15 protein-coding genes are annotated in these 19,337 nt (G+C 42.0%); 5 read left to right on the top strand and 10 right to left on the bottom strand.

The genetic code is table 11. The annotated features are described in order from the left end of the window. Positions 1–263: 263 nt before the first annotated feature. The 6 genes from BLU33_RS05945 to BLU33_RS05920 all read right to left on the bottom strand — a co-directional run bounded on the left by BLU33_RS05945 (position 264) and on the right by BLU33_RS05920 (position 9,257). Positions 264–1,343, bottom strand: a complete 1,080-nt coding sequence (locus BLU33_RS05945) for an MraY family glycosyltransferase (RefSeq protein WP_091370293.1) — start codon at positions 1,341–1,343, stop codon at positions 264–266. A 115-nt stretch (positions 1,344–1,458) separates the two neighbouring features. Then, positions 1,459–4,905 carry a DUF2341 domain-containing protein gene (locus tag BLU33_RS05940; RefSeq protein ID WP_091370292.1) on the bottom strand — a complete coding sequence of 1,149 codons (3,447 nt, stop codon included), beginning with the start codon at positions 4,903–4,905 and terminating at the stop codon, positions 1,459–1,461. 331 nt (positions 4,906–5,236) lie between these two features. Then, the gene (locus tag BLU33_RS05935; RefSeq protein ID WP_091370290.1) at positions 5,237–5,578 is read right to left on the bottom strand and encodes a HopJ type III effector protein; all 342 of its coding nucleotides are present in this window, start codon (positions 5,576–5,578) and stop codon (positions 5,237–5,239) included. A 156-nt stretch (positions 5,579–5,734) separates the two neighbouring features. Beyond that, positions 5,735–6,973, bottom strand: a complete 1,239-nt coding sequence (locus tag BLU33_RS05930; protein WP_091370288.1) for an MFS transporter — start codon at positions 6,971–6,973, stop codon at positions 5,735–5,737. A gap of 47 nt (positions 6,974–7,020) precedes the next feature. Continuing rightward, positions 7,021–7,623 (bottom strand): TetR/AcrR family transcriptional regulator, encoded by a 603-nt coding sequence (locus BLU33_RS05925; RefSeq protein WP_091370286.1) that lies wholly within the window; start codon positions 7,621–7,623, stop codon positions 7,021–7,023. A gap of 74 nt (positions 7,624–7,697) precedes the next feature. Continuing rightward, on the bottom strand, positions 7,698–9,257 hold the full coding sequence (locus BLU33_RS05920; RefSeq protein WP_091370285.1) for a DHA2 family efflux MFS transporter permease subunit: 1,560 nt from the start codon (positions 9,255–9,257) through the stop codon (positions 7,698–7,700). Positions 9,258–9,398: 141 nt separating this feature from the next. Between BLU33_RS05920 and BLU33_RS05915 the strand changes: the two genes are divergently transcribed. The 3 genes from BLU33_RS05915 to BLU33_RS05905 all read left to right on the top strand — a co-directional run bounded on the left by BLU33_RS05915 (position 9,399) and on the right by BLU33_RS05905 (position 12,193). Further along, positions 9,399–10,304 carry a helix-turn-helix domain-containing protein gene (locus BLU33_RS05915; protein ID WP_197684566.1) on the top strand — a complete coding sequence of 302 codons (906 nt, stop codon included), beginning with the start codon at positions 9,399–9,401 and terminating at the stop codon, positions 10,302–10,304. Between the two features lie 104 nt (positions 10,305–10,408). Beyond that, positions 10,409–10,996, top strand: coding sequence for a 2OG-Fe(II) oxygenase (locus tag BLU33_RS05910; RefSeq protein WP_091370283.1), 588 nt, complete (start codon positions 10,409–10,411; stop codon positions 10,994–10,996). Between the two features lie 339 nt (positions 10,997–11,335). Then, complete coding sequence (locus BLU33_RS05905) at positions 11,336–12,193, top strand: sigma-70 family RNA polymerase sigma factor (RefSeq protein ID WP_091370281.1); 858 nt, start codon at positions 11,336–11,338, stop codon at positions 12,191–12,193. Positions 12,194–12,225: 32 nt separating this feature from the next. On the opposite strand, the gene BLU33_RS25030 is transcribed toward BLU33_RS05905, so the two are convergent. Next, entirely contained in the window at positions 12,226–12,396 is a 171-nt protein-coding gene (locus tag BLU33_RS25030) for a hypothetical protein (RefSeq protein ID WP_157682062.1), read from the bottom strand. Positions 12,397–12,399: 3 nt separating this feature from the next. Between BLU33_RS25030 and BLU33_RS05900 the strand changes: the two genes are divergently transcribed. Then, on the top strand, positions 12,400–12,882 hold the full coding sequence (locus BLU33_RS05900; RefSeq protein ID WP_091370280.1) for an RNA polymerase sigma factor: 483 nt from the start codon (positions 12,400–12,402) through the stop codon (positions 12,880–12,882). 1 nt (position 12,883) lies between these two features. After that, positions 12,884–13,507 carry a hypothetical protein gene (locus BLU33_RS05895; protein WP_091370278.1) on the top strand — a complete coding sequence of 208 codons (624 nt, stop codon included), beginning with the start codon at positions 12,884–12,886 and terminating at the stop codon, positions 13,505–13,507. A 170-nt stretch (positions 13,508–13,677) separates the two neighbouring features. On the opposite strand, the gene BLU33_RS05890 is transcribed toward BLU33_RS05895, so the two are convergent. From BLU33_RS05890 to BLU33_RS05880, 3 genes are all read right to left on the bottom strand, one after another. Continuing rightward, positions 13,678–16,275, bottom strand: coding sequence for a BamA/TamA family outer membrane protein (locus BLU33_RS05890; protein WP_091370276.1), 2,598 nt, complete (start codon positions 16,273–16,275; stop codon positions 13,678–13,680). Between the two features lie 73 nt (positions 16,276–16,348). Further along, positions 16,349–16,903, bottom strand: coding sequence for a hypothetical protein (locus tag BLU33_RS05885; RefSeq protein ID WP_091370274.1), 555 nt, complete (start codon positions 16,901–16,903; stop codon positions 16,349–16,351). Positions 16,904–16,951: 48 nt separating this feature from the next. Next, a complete protein-coding gene (locus BLU33_RS05880) occupies positions 16,952–19,312 on the bottom strand; it encodes a GAF domain-containing protein (protein ID WP_091370272.1) in 2,361 nt (786 codons plus the stop codon). Positions 19,313–19,337 lie beyond the last annotated feature (25 nt).

The raw sequence follows: 19,337 nt of genomic DNA, 5'->3' as shown, positions 1-19,337 counted from the left end.
GTAATCAGAAACCTGAAAGATTTTAAGAATGCAAGTATTACTGCACTATCACCTGATGGAGTTATAGGGGATTTGTGAGTATCAGTTGGGCTGTACTGCTGCGTAAACAGGTTCCCGTTTGTGGTATCACCAGATCCGTAACTGACGGCCAGGCGACAGGCAGGTAATTATGCTGGCAAACAGATCCGGCAGTTGAATCCCTTCCCTGGATATACTGGCTGATCTTAATTGATCAGAAAATAAGATCACTGATATAATCCGGGCTATGATGTTAATGAGCGTTGTTTAAAACGAATAGTAAATGTTAAAAATCCATTAAAAAACAAGTATGTTAAAAACACATAGCAAAGCAAAAATGAACTGTTAATACCATCCAAAAACAATACAATAGCTATTGAAATGGCATTTAATATAGCAAAAACAATAGTGGTCTGTAGGTGATTAAACCCGATTTTCAGCATCCGGTGATGATTGTGATTGCGATCTGCAGTAAAGGGCGAAATGCCTTTGGTAATACGAATAACCATAACCCTTATAGTGTCAAATACCGGGCCCATCAGCAATGCAATTATCAATAGCGGTGCTGAATAAACGCGCAATGGCGATGAATTAATAAATTTACTCATCTCGATAAATTTAATAGCTGAAATGATGGATACCAAACCTATTAACAGTGAACCGGTATCGCCCATAAATATTTTAGCCGGGGTTATATTGAATTTCAGGAACCCGATGAGCGCCCCAACTAGTGATAAGGGTAACGCAGCAAGTTCATACTGCCCCATGTAAATAAAAAGCAAGCCTAAGGTGCCGTTCACAAATATACCGGTTGTCGCTGCCAAACCATCAATTCCATCTATCAGGTTAAAGGCATTTACCACCAGCATGATCAGGAAAATCGTTAACAATGAACTGAGTACATAAGGTAATTCGTATATACCCAAAAAGCCATACATATTACTAATTCTTATATCGCCAGGGATAACCAGGATAAATGCCGCAATAAACTGAGTGATGAATTTAGTGCGTGCCGTTACGCCGGCCAGATCATCTATCAGGCCAAGTGCAAAAATGATAATGAAACCACACAATAAGTAATTGATATTTAACTTTTCGCCGGGAAGACCGGGTAATAAAAACGAGACGATAAAACCTATAAAAATTGCTACGCCACCTAAGCGCGGAATGCCCTGATCATGCTGTTTTCTACAATTGCCAAGGATGTCATATATCTGATGGATATGCGCTGCATCTATAATACGGGGAATTATTAAACAGGTAATAATTGCTGAAGATAAAACTATCAGCAAACAGATAATACATGGGTAACTGTGTAAAAGCATATCACAAGATTTTTATTCGCAACCTCAGTAATGAAAGTGTAGTACCCTTTATTTTGTGCAATAACAGGATTTGAATTTATTACTGCAGGGCAGCACAACACTTTCATAAAGCTTTCTATAACTTAATAAACTTTGCCATTCCCAAATCTTTACTCGTACTACTATCCAGCAGGTTAATTATATAGGAGCCATGGCTTAAACTACTCACGTTCTGTATGCCTGTATTGGCATTAAAAACAGTGGACATGACCAGAATACCTGATGAATTATAGATATTCATTTTCAATGGCAGTTTGACTTCCTGACGCAAACGGAACTGGATAGACCAAGCTGTCGGATTGGGAAAAATATCAAACTCAACCAGGTTATTTACCCCGGCTTGTAGAATGACCACATTTGAATAAGTAACATTGTTATTAATATCCGTTTGTTTTAACCGGTACATTAATTTGGCATTAGCCGCGTTTTTATCAGTGTAAGAATAACTGCCGGTACTATCGGATTGTATGGTTTGTATATCATTATAAGTAACTCCGTTATCCACGCTTTTCTGCAAGTCGAAAGTGGTATAGAAATACTCATTTTTAGTTTTCCAGGTAAGCTGGTTATTTAACAATACCCGTTTGCCTGTAAATGAGATAAGCTGATAAGGTGGAAGCTCTTTTTGAATGATAGCTACCTCAAACCTGCTGTTTCCATAAGTTAACGGGTTAGTTTTATCAATAGCAAACGTAGTTGAATCAACAGTCCGCATGTTAACTGTATCATTTTTATAATGATCTACCAGCCATACATCGTAAACCTTATCTATCCCAACCAGGTCCAGTTTTTTTATAGTGTAATTTCCGCTTGCTGAGGCGTTAACACTTAAATAAAATGATAATTTCTTTTGTACCGTTGGCATCGAATTAACATCAACCTCTACACTATCACTGGTCATGCTGCCAAAAAATACGGTTTGGCCGCTGGCACTAAAATCACGAATATCTTCAGTGGGATCAAAGATTGATTTATAGTTCTTATTAAACCTGATGTAAGCGAGGTCAGAATGACTGGCATTCAGGATCATCCTTAAACGGATATACGAATCCTGCCCCGTGTGCTGCACAACAGACATTGTTAACGGCACCGCAGGTGAACCTGTATATCCCGGCTGATGAGCAGGAGTAACATCTTTCATTGATTCAGAAAACACAACACTCCCGGTACTAGCGGTAGACGACTGCACAAAAATCCCCTCCCCCGAAGAAATATAAGGGACTCCGGTAGCTATTGTGGTATTGGTGGCATTGTGCGTATAATCATATACAAAAACATTTACGACGCCAGTGCTTAAAAGGTTTGTACCCGTAATGTTATTTGCATTTATGGTACAGGCGTAAGGGTTACCGATACAAAAAAAACTGTTCGCTCCTGAAAGACTAAGCGTTTGCGTGCCCTGGTTAAGTGTGCCTGTCCATAAACCAATGGTATTTGCGTCAGGAATTGCATAAACACCACCAACACTTACAAGTTTAGATGGTAAATTATGAATTCGATCACCCCTGAAATAAAAATAAAACCCGGTACCTACCTGTGCCGTCTGAGTGCTGCTGGTAAGGCCATAAAACAATCCATTGCTGTACGTGAGTACAGTAGGACCATTGACCGTATAGCTGGTGAGCCATGATGCTGGCGGATCAAACCCCGCACTAGCTCCTCCGGTACCTGTAACTATGAGATTTTGCTTAAGATTGCTCACAAAATTATAAGTACCTGCACTATTGTAAATTGGTGATGACATTAATCGCCAGGTGCGTGTGGCGACGGTACCGCCCGTAATATAACGCTCCACATTAACCGAACCTGTAATACTGCTGCCTGATGGTATGGACGCTACATTGGCTGTTTGTTCGGCATTACTTTTAATATTAACAATAGCCGCCGGACTAACAGCCAGGTTGCCTTTTGTCATAGTTAGCTGGTTATATATATCTACGGTATCATTATTAATAGTAACAGTGCCACTTGCTGAATTATTAATTACCATGTTACCCACATGCGTGTAACCCGTGGTTGTCCCTCCATTATAGCTTTGGGCCGCCATTGAGCCATTCCAGGTTATTGCAGATGTATTGCTATTGGCCCAATTAATAGTACCGGTACCTGTATTATTCAAATTACAGGCAATATTTAAATTATGCCCGTTTAAATTTAAAGTTGCGCCACTGTTTACAGTTAAACCAAAAACTTTTTCATCAGCAGTTAACGAGGGGCTGAACGAGCCTGATCCTATAATCAGGGTAGCAGTTCCGTCAAAAGCAGGTAGTTGATTGGCTGTTCCGGTAGTGGTATTAGTCCAATTGGTAGCCACAGTTGGGTTATTACTGGTTCCGCCTGTCCAGGTATAGGTTAAGCCGCCAGGTATGGCTGCCGCAAAGGTGCTGTACACAGTTAATGCTCCTGATGAACAGAACCCAGCCGGGTTACTCTGATCAACATATTCTGCTTTTATCCAGTCGGCTGTTTTAGCAACATTAGAGATTCGCACCTCATCAATAATTCCATTCATGATATTGACACCTCCATAATCCTGCCCGATAACTATTGGCCCTGGTGTAATGCTTAAAGATGTGCCCGTGGTTGAACGGTCAGGCGCGCCGTTCACATACGTTTGGGTTGTTGTTAGAATTGCAACAGTAGAACAAACACCTTGCACATAATACCATGTACCCGCAGAAAGATTTGTTCCACCTGATGCTAACAGATCTGAAAGTGTAAAAATGGCAGTCTTCGCTTCAACCCCGGCTTTTACCCCCCCACTGGTATATAAGCCCAACCTACCCCCACTTAAGAGGCTTTCGTCAGTTACTATTCCCTGGCTGGCTTGTAAAGTGTTTACATACACCCATGCTGAAAAGGTAAAGTTCCCCCCAACACTTGCCGGGGCAAGTGCCACAATTTTACTGCTGCTGCCGTTAAAAGAGTAGGCGCCCCCTATTTTGCCTGCTACTGCGGTTGTTGAAGTTTGTGTACCTGCATTAACATTGGTTGTAGCATCTATGGCAGCTGCAGAAGATGACCCTTCATCCAAATGATATACCGCCTGGTAATCACTCGGCCATGTGGATTGATAAAATGCCGTTGTATGGTTTGCAGGGGCGGTGGCCGACCCAAAATAAAAAGTTAACAGATTGTTTGTTGAGTGGGTTAATGTAGGGACTTGAACCCAAACCAACAATGTTCCCGCGGTTTGGTTATAACTCACTACCTGATACGGCACTTCACCTGCTGTTGCATCAACAAAGGCGAAATCATACGCGGGCCCGTTTGGAAATTGAACCTTATTGTTACAACTCGTTGTTGAAATAACAAGTGAAGCATCAGTTATTGTAACCAGGTAAGGAAAACTAGTTTGATTGCTGGTGATGCCTAAAGATGTTGTTTGTAGGGTTATGGGAAGGCTATAGGCATAAGTAGTATTAGTGAACCCTGCAGAATAAACATTGACGGCAAAAGAAAAAATCAGGAATAGAGTTAAGAAACCGACCCGATATTTAAAATATGGTGATGACGCTTTCATGGTTTAATATTTAAAAGGATTAGGAAACTACAATCAATCTCACATAATCAAATTCTAATACTAATAACCGTTATTCAGCTCGTTAAAACCAGAAGCTCTACACCTAATTTTTCATTAAAGTTTATTTATTTGCAAATAATAGTTATAATCAATTATTTCATGAATAAAAATACTTACATTACTGTTATAATTAAATAAATGCAATTTTCTGATAACATTTATTAACTGTTTGGAAAACAATTAATAAAACAGTGCAACGTAAATAATGTAACTCCCATAATCCGGGGTTGTCATGAAAAGACCGGAAACAGATTGATAAATAGCTATTTTATCATTTCAAAATCAAAGCGTCGCTTTCGAAAAATACTCCTGCCCAGCCGTGCGCCATAAATTGCCTGATATTTTGATGATCTGTCCCAAGAGGGTTAGCCAGCACTGAATGATAGTGTTCTGCAAATAAGTAAAGGGTATCTGCTTCGCTCAGGCTATTAATACGGGCAAAGGCAAAGATCTTTGCGCTTCCTTGATTTTGTGTAGATTCATTATAGGCATCGCCATTTTTAAATGCAGCAGGCTGATGTTGGTAATAAGTGCCTATAAATTCAATAACCCTGTTAAATGCCAGTGAGTTTGATTTTGAAGCCGTAATTAAATCGAGCAATTGTTCTTTCATTTTTTGAAAATATAATTTTGAAAATAGTATTATTAAACCCACTTCCAGATGAAAAAATAATTAACTGTTGAAGATCAGCTAATTAAAATACCAGGTTATATAAATGTGGTTTATCGCTCGATAGCCAGCCCTAACATGAGCCGTCTGGCAGTAATATCAAACCGTTTTAAAGCCGGATTTGTGCGACCTGGTTAAGAACTTAATGAATATTAACGCTATAACTACCGCTATTATCCCCTGGAACAGTACCGTGGCAGGTGCGCCTATACGTTCAGATACAGCGCCAGTTAGCAAACTCCCCAGCGGCAACATGCCAAAGATGGCCATCAGCAGGACGCCCATAGTCCGGCCACGCATTTCAGGCGCGGCATCCGACTGGACCACAATATTGCTGATGGTAAACTGTGCTATAGAGCCATAACCAGCAATCGCTGCAAAAAGCATAGCTGCGGGAAAATTCTTTATTTGTGAAAAACAAATCAGCCCCACACCCATCAATATGGTACTGATAAACAATATTCTTTTTAAATGCACCCCGGGTTTGCGCGAAGCCAGAAAAATGGTACCTGCTACTGCGCCAATGCCCACAAAACTGTTGATATAACCAAAAGTGGAGGCGTCGCCCTTGAAAACTACTTTGGCAAATACAGGCAATACCGTATTATAGGGCAACACCAGTAAACTAACTACTGCAAGCATGGTTACCATAAGGCCTATATCACGATTATTTTTAATGTAAGAGAAACCTTCGGCAAATTCAGCGATAACTCTTTTATTCGTCTTTTTGGGCAGGTAAGTCGGTAATTTCATGAACAGTAGCGACAGGATAACCCCGCCAAAACTGGCCGCGTTCAGGAGAAAACATACGCCGGCACCAAACACGCTCAGCACAATGCCTGATAATGCCGGTCCCAGCAATTGTGCCAGGCTGGCCGTCGCTGTTGAAAGCGAGAGCGCATTCGGCAGATCATCAGGGCTGGCTACCACATCGTTGATCAGTGCCTGCCGTGCGGGAACATCGAATGCATTAATGATGCCCAGGAGCACACTGAGCAAAAGGATGGCCCATACTGCCGTATGGCCGGTGAGAACCAGCACCGCCAGCAACACGGCCTGGACCATAGAGATTATCTGGGTAATTTTGATAATTGTGTAACGGTTATAGCGGTCGGCTGCTACGCCGCCCGGGATGGAAAATAAAAATGACGGGAACTGCTCTGCAAAAATGGTCACACCGAGCAGGAATGCAGAGTGTGTAAGGGTGTATACCACCCATACCACAGCCGTGCGCTGCATCCAGGTACCGAATTGCGATACGGCCCTGCCAAAAAAGTAGAGCGTATAGTTGCGGCTCGCAAATGCTCTGAATAAATTAAGCTGACTTATTTTTTTCATTTAAAACTGACAAAATTTTAATTAATGCCGAAAAACAAATAGAACTTTTAAGACTTCAACCATTTGGCAACCATGCCGCTTAATAAAGCAGCGGCAGCTTTTGGGTCGTGCGGATCGTTGTGGTCATAAACCTCACGCCTTATACCTCTTACAGCACTTGAAATTATAAAGGCGAGCATCTCCTGTTCAGCGTTGCTTATACTACGATCGTGGGGCAGGCCAACTTGCGATATCGCTTCGATCAGTATGCCCTGTTCCAGGTAAATTAGTTTTTTATGCAAGGCATCCATCAGTTTGGTATGCTTTGATATTTCATCGTCACTCATCGACTGATCCATTGCATTGAACACACGTTTCCATTCTGCAGTAGTTTTCATCTTAGTTGAACAATAGGCGTATAGCTTATCGTTCAAATTTGCAGCGACTGTTACTGCAATACGGATCTCAGCGGCAACATCCTCAGCTATCCGGTCGAGTACTGCCTGGAAAATCTCGTCCCGGTTTTTGAAATAATAATAAAGCGAGCTCCTGCTGCGACCTGTAGCCGTTGCCACGTTATCCATGGTAACTTTTGTAGGGCCGGATTTACGGTACAGGCGCAAGGCTGCCTGCAAAATTTCCTGGTGGATGATATCGTCCTGGCTGGTCATTGTTTTATCTTACCCGACAAAGATAAGTACCTATCTTGACAAAATATATTTTTTTGTCAAATCAAATCCTGTACTCAATGCGCATCGGGTATCTCCACCTTGCCGGCCTTAACTGCTACCCTTTTTTTGATTGTCATGATCACCAGCGGGATGCAGCAGGCATTCAGGATGGCCAGCAGCAGAAAAGCATCCATATAACTTAACAGGAATGTTTGCCGCACCACGGTGTTCTCCAATGCCCCGAGTGAAGCCTGGAGCGCCCGAAGATAGGTAGCGCCGTGGGCCATAAAATTATTGACATAGGATTGCCTGCGCATTATAGTCAAAGGATCCGAGGCGGTTACATGGGCGATCAATGCTGTACGGTTGGCTGCAGAGCGCTGTGCGATATAGGTATTGATCAGGGCGATGCCGAATGACCCGCCCATCTGCCGCATCATATTGTTCAGAGCGGCACCCTGCGGGATATCTGACGGTTTAAGCTCTGAAACAGCGAGTGCGGTTAGCGGTACGATTAACAGCGCGGCACCTAGCCCCCTGCAAATTAAGGGGATGAAAAAATAAGCACCACCAGTTTCAAGGTTCGAGCCCGACATCATGAAGCCGAATACCGCCGACAGGCCAAAGCCAGTAATGATGAGATATTGTGGACGGATGCCGCTTTGCAGCATTTTGCCCAAAAAGGGTGAGATCATGGCAGCCATTAGTGTACCCGGTAGCAACATGGTGCCGGTTTGAAAGGCGGAGTAGCCGATAATACGCTGTGCATATAAGGGAAAAACAAATACGGCACTGAACAGGCCAAAGCCCAGCACAAAGGTCATGATGGCGGAAATTGACAAGGTAGTACTTTTCAATACCCGCAGGTTAATAACCGGGTGTTCGATTTTTAATTCCCACCAGATCAGCACCGCTAAAGATAAGGCGGAGATGATACTGAGCGCGATGATATAACCTGCGGCAAACCAGTCATCGGTTTCGCCCCTTTCCAGCACTACCTGCAGTGAACCGACACCTATTGTTAATAAAAAGATGCCAAGCCAGTCGATGCGGCGCCCGTCCTGGGATCGTTTGGTGGGTTTAAGGTAAATATAGGAAAGCAGCGCAGCTAAAAGGCCAATAGGGATATTTACATAAAAGATCCATTGCCAGGATAAATTATCCACAATATATCCTCCCATTACCGGGCCGATAGAAGGGCCGATGATGATGCCCAGGCTGAAGATACCGCTGGCGGTTGCCCGTTCCTTAACAGGGAATGTTTCAAAAAGGATAGATTGCGATGTGGAGAGCAAAGCACCACCGCCGATACCCTGGAAAAAACGAAAAGCAACCAGCTCCCATAAATTATGTGAAAACCCGCACATGGCCGAAGCCAGCGTAAATAAGAGGATGGAACCGATATAATATTGTTTCCGCCCAATCTTTTCAGCCAGGAAACTGGTCATCGGGATGACGATGACATTGGCAATAGCGTAAGAGGTGATCACCCAGGCGGTATCTTCCAGCGATGCACCTAAGTTGCCGCTCATGGTATTGATCGAAACATTGACAATGGTGGTATCGATCAGTTCGATGATGGTGGAGGTGATGATCGTAACTACGATGATCCATTTTCTAAAACCGGTTTCCATGGCACAAAAGTAACTGTGACTGCCGGGTCAGCATTTATAGAATTCAAGCAGGAATTTATAACATTCAAACACTCGCCGCTTTTTTCATCATTAAATAGTCATATTCATTTATAATAATCAAATAAATACCTACCTTTCACCATGGAAGCTATCGAAACACTCGAAGAATTTTACCGGCGCCACCCGGTAGACAATCAACAGGTTTTTGCCGAGAACAATACCGGGCAGGGCCATTTCAATGTATTTGTGCGCAAACACTGCCTGCAAAAGACTCCTTTCAGCCGCCGTGACTTTTATAAGATCGCGCTGGTGATTGGCAATGGGACCATGCATTATGCGGAAAAGCAGGTACAGATCGACCGCCCTGCACTGCTGTTTTCCAGCCCCTCGGTACCTTCTTCCTGGGAATCCGGGCCCGGCCCGCAAACAGGTTGGTTTTGTCTGTTTACCCAAACTTTTATCGGTTATGAGGATAAAAGCATGCTGCAGGATTTCCCTTTATTTAAAGCAGGCGGCAATCACATCGTTTTTTTGAATGATACCCAGTTAACTTTTTTGGCGGCCATGCTTGGCAAAATGATGGAAGAAATGGAGTCGGATTATACAGGCAAATATGACCTGTTGCGTAACTATCTGCATATCCTTATGCACGAAGCGTTAAAGATTGCACCCTTAAGCAACTATGCGGTAAGCACTGGCGCTGCGGCCAGGCTCACCACCCAATTTTTAGAATTGCTCGAAAGGCAATTCCCGATCGATTCGCCGGAACAATCCCTTAAACTGAAAACAGCCAACGAGTTTGCGCAAAACCTTGCGGTGCATACCAATCACCTGAACCGCTCAGTTAAAGAGCTCACCGGCAAAACCACAACGCAGCATATTGCTGAACGTATATTGAAAGAAGCCTATGCTTTACTCAAACATACGGATTGGAGTATAGCCCAGGTGGCGGGTGGGCTGGGATTCGAAGAACCGGCTTACTTCACCAATTTTTTTAAAAAATATACCGGTTCCTCCCCTGCTATGGCCAGGCTTGCAGGTGCTTAACATATAACGAATAAGAATCGCTTGATTGATGTAATTATACTAATCCATCGATCATTATTAAGCTTTTAGTTGTTCCTTAGTTATTTATGGTAACTTAGGTCAATTTGGAAATCATATTCGACAAACTTATCGATAGCTACCTGGCCACTAACGTAGGTATAGTTAAAGACTTTCTTAGCCAGGAATTATCAGCACACTTAGTCGATAATATTACCGCGCTTTATGCAGGTGAGCAGCTCGTTACTGCCGGAACAGGAAATGAGCTTCTAATCAATCATAATAAACTCATCCGGAGTGACAAAATTTATTGGCTCGACCGTATCCATAATAATATTTATGAAAATGTTTTTTTCGATTTGATGGACAGTTTTGTAAGCCACTTAAACCGGAGCTGTTATGCCGGAATAACCGGTTATGAATTTCATTACACGCTTTACGAAAAAGGAAGTTTCTACAAACGGCACCTGGATAATTTTAAGCAAAACGGTAACAGGGCCTTTTCAATGATCATGTATTTAAACAGCGAAGTTGATGGCGGAGCCTTACGCATCTATCAAGGTAATGATACTCAAGACATTTCACCAAATGCAGGTAAAAGCGTCTTTTTTAAGAGCAATGAGCTGGAACACGAAGTATTAATCACCCATCTGCCCAGAATGAGTATTACAGGCTGGCTGAAAGTGGCCGGGTGATTATTTCGGATAATTTTACTTTTTATGTAGTCGCAGACTACGTGTATAATTATGTGCATATATAATGTGAAAAACTATCTCAAAAAGGGGTTTATAAACAGAAAATATTGTTTACACTCTACGGCAATCCACCCTATTTAAACGATATTACTTATTAAGAAAGCAGACCAAAGCTATAATCAACTGGTTACTACACGCTTAAAAAAACACAATGTTAATATTTCATCACATTTTCCTTTCATTTTAATTACGCTCAGTTTACAATTCTTTGAGTATCTTTGCAGTCTCAGGCACTTTAGTGAATTCCCTTTCTAACTTCCCTGCCCCTTACGTTACAACATGAGACAACTTAAGATAACCCAATCCATTACCAACCGTGAATCACAATCCCTTGATAAATATTTAAGTGAGATTGCGAAAGTGGATCTTATTACCGCGCAGGAAGAAGTGATCCTTGCGCAAAAGATTCGCGAAGGTGACCAGGTAGCTTTAGAACGTTTAACTAAAACTAACCTGCGTTTTGTGGTATCGGTTGCAAAACAATACCAAAATCAGGGCCTTACTTTAGGCGACTTGATAAACGAAGGTAACCTTGGCTTGATAAAGGCTGCCAAACGTTTTGATGAAACCAAAGGTTTTAAATTTATATCATACGCTGTTTGGTGGATCCGCCAGTCGATACTTTCAGCCGTTGCTGAACAATCGCGTATTGTGCGCCTGCCATTAAACCAGGTAGGTTCATTAAGCAAGATCCGTAAATCATCATCAAAACTGGAGCAACAGTTTGAGCGCCCGCCAACTCCTGAAGAATTGGCAGAAGATTTGGAAACTACTGCTGATAAGATCTCGGACGCATTATCAAACGCTGGCCGACATATATCTGTTGACGCGCCATTTATTACCGGCGAGGAAAACACATTGCTGGATGTATTGCAAAGTTCAGATGCCGGTACTGACGACGACCTGATGACAGATTCACTTACTCAGGAGATTAAACGCTCATTAGGTATTTTAGCTGAACGCGAAAGACAAGTGATCGTATTATTCTTTGGTTTGAACAGTACCTCTGCGCATTCATTAGAAGAGATAGGTGAGAAATTCAACCTAACCCGCGAGCGTGTACGCCAAATAAAAGACAAAGCATTGCTTCGTTTAAGACAAAACTCAAAATCGCGTTTGCTGCAATCTTATTTGTAAGTAATACGCACACTGATATACAAAGCCATAAGCTAAACAGCTTGTGGCTTTTTTGTTGGCATATAGACACCTTTTCCTACTTCTTCTGCTACCGCAAGCGTCCCGCTTGTGGTTTTACAACAACTAAATCTATATTTATTAAAAATAATTAGTGCTGCCTCTAAGTTTTCTAAACGTTGTGCGACTAATTCTATAAATATCAATAATTGAAAGAGCAATTTCTGTTACTTATTACTGAGAACGAGGGCCTCATCTTTAAAGTTTGCAATATGTATTGCAACAATAAGGAGGATAAGGAAGATCTTTTTCAGGATATTGTTCTGCAGTTATGGCGCTCTTACTCAACGTTTAAAGGCGACTCAAAGGTTACCACATGGATGTACCGCATTGCTATTAACAACGCCATTACACGGTTAAGAAAGGAAACTAAGCGAGAAAAGTTTGCTGAGCTCGACGGTGAGGCATTCCAGGTGCCGCATACTGATAATGGTGAACTGGAGGAACGCATAACCGCCATGTATGAGGCCATAAAAAAACTAACAGAAATTGAGCGCGCTATTACCATGTTGTATATGGATGATTGCAGTTATAAAGAGATATCAGAGATTTTGGGTCTGTCGGAAACTAACATAGGCTTTAAGTTGAATAAGATAAAGTCCAGGCTGAAAACACTTGTAAATACTTTATGATATGGAATTAGATGAATTTAAAGTGTACTGGCAAAAGATCCAGGAGCAGGAAAACCAACAACAAAAACATACACCCGAAACATTAGAACAACTCATTATGAAAACTACAACCACATTATCAGAAATTCAGCGGAAGAACATATTCTGGAACACTGCCGCAAAAGCGGTATGCCCGGCTTTAATTGCTGTACTTATTATTGAGCTTGGCATAACATATTTTCTTCCGGAAGCACTTACCGGTCATAATTTTTTACAGTCAACACCCTGGGTTATTGTAATGGTTATATTTGCTTTAGTAACCATGTGGGTGTCCAATAAAAATGAACAAATCTTTAATATTGATATCAGCAAAAACTTAAAAGAAACGCTGACAAAAGCTATAACGGATTTTAAAAGATTCCAGATAATATCCAATGCTATTTACCTGTTTCTTTTCCCAGCTTATTACTGCGCTATGATAAAGTTGTTTGTGGTTCAGTTTTATAAATTAACTACGCCGGCAATCGTATGGATCTGTGTTGCATTAACTATCCTTTCATTTATAGGAAACTTGTGGTATTACATGGCTAAATTCCATAAAAGGTTTAAAAGCCTGGAAGCTAATTTGAAGGAGCTAGGGGAATAATCAGTTGTCGGTGAGGACGCCGACAACATTTTTTTAAGACGTTTTTATATAAAGCGCGAGGTGTCACCCTGAGCGTTAGTCGAAGGGTGAGCGCAGAGGCCTTTGCCCGCATGCTTCGACTAACGCTCAGCATGACACCCTAATCTTTCAAACCCTCACTGATCCCCACCCTAAAACTTAAACCCAGCTCCTATATAAGGATAAACCCCTTCTTTTGAAGCACCTACTACTACCTGCACCATAAACAACTGCGCCGGTAAAAAGTACAGGCCGCCACCATAGCCATCATGCCATTGATTTGATGATTCGCCCGGCGACCATACCCTGCCTACATCATTAAACCCTATAATACCCAAAGTACCCGGTAACAGGTACGAAGCATAATCAAACAGTTTAAGGCGCAGTTCAAAATCATTATAGGCCATGGTTTTACCGGTAAAGCGCCCGATGTAAAAGCCACGCAGGTTTGTATTGCCGCCCAGCCTCAACTGCTGGTAAAATGCCGCACTGCCGAGGGTTGTGCCGGCACCTGTTCTGTTGGCAATTACAAATACCGAGTCCTTACCGGGATTGATATAAAAGCTAAATTCAGATTGTATTTGCCCATAATCATGATCGCTTGCGTTAAGCTGTTTCATACCAGTTAAACTGGTAGTCCAGTTAACACCATTATGGGGCAGGAAACCTTTATCGCGGGTATCTAACACAACGCCTGCTACCAGGCCGGCATAGGTTTGTGTACTGAAAACCTTTTGATCGGGGTGCTGCTGGTTATATACATTTAAATACCTATCCTGGTTATCGTCATCGTCACTATTATAGTATTGGGCAGCTAAGCCCGCGCTTACCGTCCATTTCTTATCATAGATATGCTTCAATCGTACATCAGCATTAATGTAATCATAAACATCACGGTAGTAGTGAATTTGCTCCGATCCCTGGTTAACAAAAACGCTGTTGTTACCTATCCCAAAAAAGTTGCTGTTATAATTCGGCCCTTTGCTCAGCACGTTAACCATAAGGTCATTATTGGCGATCACCTTTTTAAAATCACCAATATAATTCAGTAACAATGAGCTAACCCCAAACCCATAACTAACTGTTAAACTTTGTTTTGATGCATAAGGATCTTTTCGGAAACCCTGCTTTTGATAAGTAAAATTGGCAATTAACTGGAAGCCGTAATCATCGCTATAAGTAGCCAAAGGCAGCGGGAGCAGGTAATCGTACTTGTAGTCGACTATATCATGCTTATTTACCGCGGTATCGGTTGAAGTTTTTAAATGGGCTTGTGATGATGAAGGCAAATTGTTCTTCTGGTCGGAACGGTCATAAATATACCTGCCGCCTTTGCCGCTTATGGTGCTGTCAATAGCATAAGTATCTTCGTCGCTTCCGCCGATCATCCTTACCTTTATAGGCGAATTATTGGTGCCATGCACGACAAAAATATCGTTACCCCCCATACCATAGATCCGGATCTCGTTGGTAACATCAGGGTCAAAGGTGCGCTGATAGGTTAGCTGATCCAATTTGCCTTTCTTTTTAAGAGCATTAATTTTTAGCGTTATTTTGCCATCAGGCTGATTGGTAATATCAATATTTTCACGTTTTGAGGTTGCCAGTACAGTAACCACCTGCGATAGGAAACGATAATATCTTAAAGCCTGCTCATTTAATACATTCCGCCGGACAATTAACTTGCCGATGATCTCCGGGCCGCTTTGTTTAAAGATGGTATCGGGCATTTTTCTGATAGCATCGGCTATTACCTGGTCGGTAAGTTTGCTTTGTACATAGGCTATTTCTTCTTTCCAATCTTCCTCATTCAATCCATTTAAAAAATAGCGGTCGAAGTTGCGGGCATTCAAATTCCAGCGGTTAATGGAGCGGATATGGTTGCCATAGCTTTGAAACTTAGCCATCAGCAAATACCTTGAAACCAGCCAGGGGGCAAGGCCATAAGCATTATTATAAACCTGGTCGCGATCACGCGGAACAGGCAAATAAACACTATTTCCCGCGCTGTCCTTCTGTTTTTCAAAGCGCCACTGGTCTTCATGCCTGTCCCAGTCGCCGAGCAGCATATCCAGCAAACGTGCCCTTAAAACCAATTTCTGATCGACACGGGTATCATTATCTGTTTCGACTTTATTTTTTACTTTGGGTACATTATCTGTTTTTTTAGCATCCAGCGGTTCACGTTCTTCAAATAGGAACACCTGGTTGGCAAAGTCCTTACGATACTGCCCTAATGCAGGGTCATCGGGCACATAAACAACAACAGGGTGCGCATGTGGGATACCCAACGCCTGAGCCAGCGGAGGCACGGTGATTGCCGCGAAAGGATGTTCGGCCGAGATCTGATCCTGAACTATTGCAGCGGCTATGGTTGGCCTTAACGTTGCGGGCAATATCTTATCAGGATACTTTTGTATAGTCCTTAAAACCCACTCCTGCCCGGTTGAATCCTGCAAACGCAAGGACTTTGTTTGCATACCACCGCCCAACTGCAATATCTTTAAACCGCCTCGTTCCTGGCTGATATGGAATACCTTCATTTTTACCGGCGTCGACCATAATGGCCTGTAGTTTTCGCCCAGTAAAAAGCGCTGCGTTTTGCCAACCTGGTTATATTCAGGCTCAATGGCAACGGTTATGCTATCCTCCGTTAAATGAGATTGTGCAATGCCTTTAAAAGTATAGCAGCATAAAATACAAACCACTAATACTTTAAATATGGAGAGCTGTTTTAAAATTTTATGCATAGATTATGATATGAGGATACAGGTATTTATGGTTATTTAATAAGCCAGCCATCAGGCTTATATTGCTTAATTACTAAAATGGGCATCCCGCTGCCGGGTGCAAATTTTCCGCATCTTTTGTCAGCACTGCCGATCCATGAGGAAAGGTAACAATCCATATGCTATCAAAATCGCTATCCTTCCATTTCAGGGGCGATGTAATGCCCAGGTATTCAAGTATAGGCGCAATGTTATTATGCTCCCAAACAATAAATATAGTACCGTTTTCATTTAACAGTGCTTTACCCACTCCTTTATAGTCCTCTTCTTCAAAAGCAGAATTAACCGATACATTATATTTGGCCACAAAGGGTGTAATAGTTTGCAGCATGCGCGCCCGCTTGGTTTTTTTACCCATATTTAGCTCAGGCACGTATATATTTTGCGGGATACCAAACTTTTTATAAAGCACCGCAGGCAATTGTAATGAACGGTTTATGCCTTGGCAATTGAGGTTTTCACCCTCCTGAGGCCGTTCCGCATGGCGTATAAAAACAAGTTTCAGTGTTTTATTTTGCGCATTAGTATTGCAGTTTGACAAGCTGAATACTACTAAAAACAGCAGGAATACCAGGTTGATCTTTTTCATAGTGCGTATTCTCAAATTTAACATATTAACTGAATTTATTACAGGCAATTAGTTTAATTGCTGGTACAATACATCATACGACAGGTCATTCTTCTTAAACACATTTTCTTGGTGCAGAATACTCACCCTAAGCCCTTTGAGGCCCGATACACCCTGCAGGTCCTCTATATCAAAGTATTCCATATCATCAGCCAGTATACCGGCAGCTTGCATGATATGCAGGTAGTAATTATATTCGGTTTCCTCCTCACTTTTTGAATAAATAACAGTGAGCTTACCCTCGTGAGTTATACGTTCCTCTGTATTTTTCATATGCGCCTTATCAATCCGCTTTTTGATCACCTCGTAGCGCACATTGTAGGCGCCATCTATATCAAAATGTTTCTCATCCATCCGGAAACGGATAGCAATTGGCGTACTGAATACCAATATAAGCGATGTTACCCCCAGCGGATAAGGAAGCGTTGACCGCAAATGATATTGCTCAATCTCCATTTCGGCAGTTACCAGCAGCTGCCATAAACGCAGGCGACGCCAGTGCTCGTCGCTATATACCAGCGTAGGGACAATAGTGGTACCTATGTACAGGTTATGCTCTACCCCATCGGTTTTAAAGCGCTCGTAGTAATGCGGATAATACTTTTGGATCTCCTCCTGCCTTTTATCAAGTATGGTTGCTAAAGTTGCGTTAATGGCAGTCAGCGTTTGTTCATAATAGCGGCGGTTTAAATGAAATTCGCCGGTTATGGTATCAATCTGAGTAAAGTACTTTTCAATATTGGCCTTTATGGTTTCATTATAGCTATCCTTAAGCAGCGGGTATATGCGAGTTTCCAGGTATTCCTGTATATATTGCTCGGTATCAGCCTTAATACCTGCCGACAGCTCATCAACAAAAATCTTTAACTCAGCCAGGTTTTGCTCGGCAACTTCGGTGTATTTGTAGGCATGCAACTGTTCAACTATCGCAACAAGCTGATTCAGTTGGTTTAACAGGTCATTCCTTACACTCTGGTTGCGGGTGAGAGACGAGTTACCTATATCAACCTGCCCGTATAAGGGGTACACGTTTTTAAATACTATCTGCTTTAAAGTATATTCCGAACCTGCGTTTGCGCTTCTAATATAATTTTTTGCTTCGCGGATAAATTTCCAGTTAACGCTGGGATGCAGCGTGGTATAATTGTTTTGTATAACTGCCTGTATCTGGTTCTGAAAGTAATTTATCTTACGGTCAATAGTATCCATAAGGTAAGGCATTACAATATCCAGCTTATGGGCATTAATGCTGTTAAGCTCCCTGGGCCTTGGCGAAACCAGTTCTAAAATTCCCAATAACACCCCATTTTTTACAACAGGCGCCAAAATAAAGCTTTCAACATTTTGCAGGCTTAAATGCTTTGCCATGGTGGTATCCTTATTTTTGCCGACAAATTGTGCCATATCCGAAACCGCAAAATAGGTATGATCCTTTATTAGGCTTTGGTATGATCCATTGCAAAGTAAGCGTATAGTATCGTCCTCATCTTTATCCAGCAAAAGGAAACTATGCACCTCGGCGTCAAAAGCAGCGTTGCTGAATTTATCTTCCTCTTTATCAAACAAAACAAAGCCCACCTGTAAGTCGGGCGTTTTAAATATAGATCTGAAGATCAGTTCCAGGCTTTGCTGCATCTCAGGAGCGGCAGTATCGGCAAGTAAGTTATCTTTTAATATTGATACGGCATTTTCAATGGTTACATCAAACAAGGTCATGATGGCAAACCCTTTCAGTATATAGCTTGCCGCCGGGAAGGTTTTTTTCCACAGGTCGATGTTATCATAATTATCCAGCAGCAGGTTAATATCGGCACCTGATAAAACAGGCGCTTTTTCAGTGGCTATAACCTCTATAAAATCCACATTGTACATAATGCGGTAGTGCTTTATAATCCCGTTTGCTGTTGGGATATCATAGAACAAGGGCCGGCTAAAATCGAGTGTGGTGCCGTAAAACCGGTTGAGTATGAGGCAGCAGGTAGCTATAAATAACTGATCATCATCAAAACCCCTGATATTGATGGAAAAATCGGGGCCTGCTTCCTGCAAAATACTCTTAAACCGCTCAGTATAATTAAACATAATGCCCTGGTAAGGCAGACTTACCGCCTTTATTTCATTCTGCGTTAACGCGGCAGGAAAAAGATCGGCAAGTAAATGGGATATTACTGTAATATTTTTTTCCAGCTCGCTGATATTACTGATGCCTTTTTTCAGCTCAGGGTGAGCAGCAACTTCATGCAGTATTTGCTTAGCCTTTGCACTATAAAGCCCATCGCCGGCAGCAGCAATTTCTTCAAACCTCTCAATAATTTTATGAAAAGACAGCTGAATACAAAGCGGAGTACCTGGAAGTTGCGGAAGTATCATAGTCAGCTAAGGTGTTTTAACAAAA

The sequence above is a fragment of the Mucilaginibacter mallensis genome (genome assembly GCF_900105165.1).
GTDB classification, from domain to species: Bacteria; Bacteroidota; Bacteroidia; order Sphingobacteriales; family Sphingobacteriaceae; genus Mucilaginibacter; species Mucilaginibacter mallensis.
This window is presented reverse-complemented; position numbering and strand designations above follow the sequence as displayed.